Genomic DNA, 3,558 nt, shown 5'->3' on the forward strand with positions numbered 1-3,558 from the left:
AAAACACCATCTGCACAAGCTCGTTGACATTCTTCACGCGAATGTCAACGACCCTCACGACTCTCCGTCACCACCGAAAGTGAGACAGGGCCGTTGATATTAGACACTCCCCGCACCGGGTGCCGCTGTGGCCGGGCCTCACACCATGCACACTTACGCCGTCCTGCATGCGTGGTTTCCCAGCCCGCGGCAACCACCCCTGCTGTGAAGGACATTCCCCGGATGAGTACGCCCGGCAGACGCGTGCCCGCCTCCTGCCCCACCCGACGCCACCACGACCAGAGCCGGCTCATCCGAGCCGTGCAGCCGACCGGCCGCCTGCCGTGCTGGAGCCTCGCCGCTGGCATGACCACCGCCGCCACCGAGCTGCTCGTTACCCCGCAGGCTGGCTGGTGGCCCGCCCTATGGCCCCTGCCCTGGTACCTCACCTGCCTCACCGCACTCACCTGGGCCATCCTCCGTGCCCGTGAGAAAGCCGCACAGCACCCGCCGGACGAAGACCTCCCGGACCAGTGGGACCGGGCGGCGTAGGGCCTAGCGCTTCACCCGGCCTCCAGGCGTATCGCACGATCTGCACGACGCTCCTCGCCAGTTCCCCTGAGCGCCGTTACCGATCCGTGATCGTCAGACGGGTGCGGCGCAGAGCTCGGAGACGATCGCGAACGAGGTCGTCACCATCTCCGCCGCCATGGCCGGCGGCATCGCCGCGTGGATGGTCTGACCGTGCGCCATGCCATTGCGGATCTGCCGGCCGTAGTCGAGGTGCTCCGCCTGCCGGGCCGTCAGGATGCTCGCGTCGGCACCCTGTTTGATGAGCTGGAACAGCGGCTTGGTGCCCGCGCCCGGGGTGCGGTCGCGCAGCACGATCTCCACCGCGATCAGGGAGTGCATGACCGCCACGATGGAGAACTCGTAGCAGTAGTACGACTGGCGCAGCAGCTCGCGGGCCGTACGCAGGACCGTCGCCGCGGCCTCGGGCGCGCCGGCGGGCACGACCAGGTCCTCAACAAGGTCGTGCATGTCGGCGTAGCTGTCGACGAAGAGGTGGGCGCGTTCGTCCGGGACCGGGAACGGCAGCCGCGGCGTGGTCATCCCCGCAGTCTCCCAGCGGCACGCCCCGGACGGCAGCGGCTTTTCCCCGAGCCGTCGCGCAGCGTGCCGGGACGGAGGTTTCTCCCCTGCCGGAATAGGCGGAATGTCGCAGGTAGCGAACCTGGACAAGGGGCAACGTGAGCGCACGTGCGTTTGCGTGACGCTTGGCGAGTCGGATCCGAGTAACCGCTAGTCAGCCCCGAGCGGGGCATCACGGTGGCGGGGTTGTTGCGCGGCAGTCGGCTAATTGGGAAGCGTTGGTCCGGCAGGATGCCAGCTACGGCTCTCAGCCCAAAACTGTGGTGCGCAGCCCTGATGTTGGAGAGGCCGGGCCGGATATGCGCTACGTCAGCACCGATTTTAGAAACTCTGCGGGATCCCCGGGCCGGCTCCCCGGGCGATTGATGGTGCGGGCTGCGTTGTCTACTGAACTGCCCGGGAACGTCGGAGGGCCAGGCGGAAGGGGCAGAGCGGCGAGCCTGTCGCCACAGAGGCAGACTTGGTCAGCTGCACGGCAGACGAGGGCCCCAACTCGCGCGCGTTTCGACGGGGGTCCGTAGCGCGAGGAGGGCGACGTCGTCGTCGTTGTTGGCGGGGCGGACCCGCCGCAGGAGCTGGTCGGTGAAGGAGGCCAGGGAGCGGTGGGCGAGGGCGGCCGCGTGCTGGCGCAGTCGGCTCAGGCCTTCGTCCAGGGAGTGTCCGGCTGCTTCGATGAGGCCGTCGGTATACAGCAGGAGGGTGGATCCGGGCGGCAGCACGACGGTGGCGTCGGGGCGGGGTGTGCGGGTCCCAGTGCCCAGGAGGATGCCGTGGCCGTCGGTGAGGTAGTGAGTAAGGCCGTCACGGCTGATCAGCAGGGGTGGCGGGTGGCCGGCGTTGGTCCAGGACAGTTCCCAGTGGCCGTTGTCCGCTCCCTGTTCGAGGCGGGCGAAGAGCATGGTGGCCATGGGCACATTGGTGATGTGCGTGATCGCCTCGTCGAGCCGCTCGACGATCCGGCTCGGGGGTTCCTGCTGGGACCAGGCGTAGGCACGGAGCACGTTGCGCACCTGCGCCATGCCGGCCGCTGCCTCCAGGTCATGGCCGACGACGTCGCCGACGGCCAGGGCGGTGGCGCCGTCGGACAGGCAGAAGGCGTCGTACCAGTCGCCGCCGACCTGTGAGGCGTCGGGTGCGGGCAGATAGCGGGCGATCATCTCCAGCCCGGGCACGCGCGGCAGCTGGGGCAGCAGGTGGTTCTGCATGGTCTCGGCGACCTTGCGCTGACGCTGATAGAGGCGCGCGTTGTCCAGAGCGACCGCGGCCCGGCGTGCGATGTCCTCGATCAGCGGGAGGTCGGCGGTGGTGAAGTCGCCGGCCGTGTCGGCTCGGCCCAGGGTCAGGGCCCCTAGGATGTCCCGGGTGCTGCGAATGGGGACGATGGCCGCGGAGCGGATGCCGGTCGCCTCGAACAGGTGGCGCTGTTCGACCGCTATGCCGGAATCGGGTGGCCGTTGGTAGGTCTTGGGACTGGCAAGGGTGGAGGCAACCCCGCGCAGAGCTCTGGACAGTGGCATCGGGGATTCTTCCGGCACCGGGGGCATCGGTCCTTGAAGCTCTTCGTGGCGCACCAGGGTCCCGCCTTCGGCGTGGACCACCGCGGTGCGCCACACCTCGTCGCGCTCCGTGATCAGGTCGATGACCACCCAGTCCGCCAGCCGGGGCACGAGCAGTGCCACGAGTCGGCGCAGCGCCTCGCCGACATCGAGGGTGGAGGTCAGCTGTGTGGTGGTCTCCGCCAGCAGGGCCAGCCGCTCCAGCTCGGTCAGCGCCTCGGTCCCCGGCTCCGGCCGCGGGCCCGCTTCCTGCGGTTGCCGGTCGCAGTGGAAGACCACGAGCGTGGCAGCCTCCCGGCCACCGGTGTCATAAGGAGTGATCATCCAGGAGATGGGCAGCAGGGAGCCGTCACCGCGGGCGAACCACTCTCCTTGGGCCTGGGCGGTGCGTCCGGCGTGGAAGGCCTGCCGCATGCTGCATCGGCTGGTCGGTATCGGCTGCCCGCGGGCATCGCGGTGCAGCAGATCGTGCGCGTCACGGCCGACAAGGTCCTCAGCGGGCCGGGCCAGCAGCTGCTCGGCTCGGGCGTTTACCGCGATGATGCACCCTTTTTCATCCACCACGTACGCCCCCGCGCCGATGGCGGCCAGCGCCCCGGCCACAGTGGTGTCAGCCGCCCTGCCCGACCGCTGATCAATGCTCTCGGTCCGCTCTGGCTCCGCCACGCGTGTGCCTCCTTCATGATCGTTGGTCGTGCCCGCCCGCTGCACACCCGGACGCTGCGTACTGTCCTGTCCAGCATTCCTTTCCCGGCTACCCCCTGTGCAGGCGTGCCGGCCCTTGCCTCCCCGGCGCGCGCCGGGGTAGCGCGCCGTGGTGTCGTAGGGGGAGACGATCGCCGAGGAGGAGGGTGGCAGGCCGCCGTCGTCG

The 3,558-nt window shown here is 69.4% G+C and carries 3 protein-coding genes; 1 reads left to right on the forward strand and 2 read right to left on the reverse strand.

The genetic code is table 11. From position 1 onward, the window contains the following. Window positions 1-222: 222 nt before the first annotated feature. Window positions 223-531 (forward strand): hypothetical protein, encoded by a 309-nt coding sequence (locus AB0I73_RS40695; RefSeq protein WP_363045422.1) that lies wholly within the window; start codon window positions 223-225, stop codon window positions 529-531. A gap of 93 nt (window positions 532-624) precedes the next feature. Here AB0I73_RS40695 and AB0I73_RS40700 read toward each other — a convergent pair whose 3' ends face one another. Next, window positions 625-1,092 carry a hypothetical protein gene (locus tag AB0I73_RS40700; RefSeq protein WP_363045423.1) on the reverse strand — a complete coding sequence of 156 codons (468 nt, stop codon included), beginning with the start codon at window positions 1,090-1,092 and terminating at the stop codon, window positions 625-627. A gap of 503 nt (window positions 1,093-1,595) precedes the next feature. Then, window positions 1,596-3,326 (reverse strand): SpoIIE family protein phosphatase, encoded by a 1,731-nt coding sequence (locus AB0I73_RS40705; RefSeq protein ID WP_363045424.1) that lies wholly within the window; start codon window positions 3,324-3,326, stop codon window positions 1,596-1,598. Window positions 3,327-3,558 lie beyond the last annotated feature (232 nt).

The organism is Streptomyces sp. NPDC050388 (assembly GCF_040655635.1).
Lineage (GTDB): Bacteria > Actinomycetota > Actinomycetes > Streptomycetales > Streptomycetaceae > Streptomyces.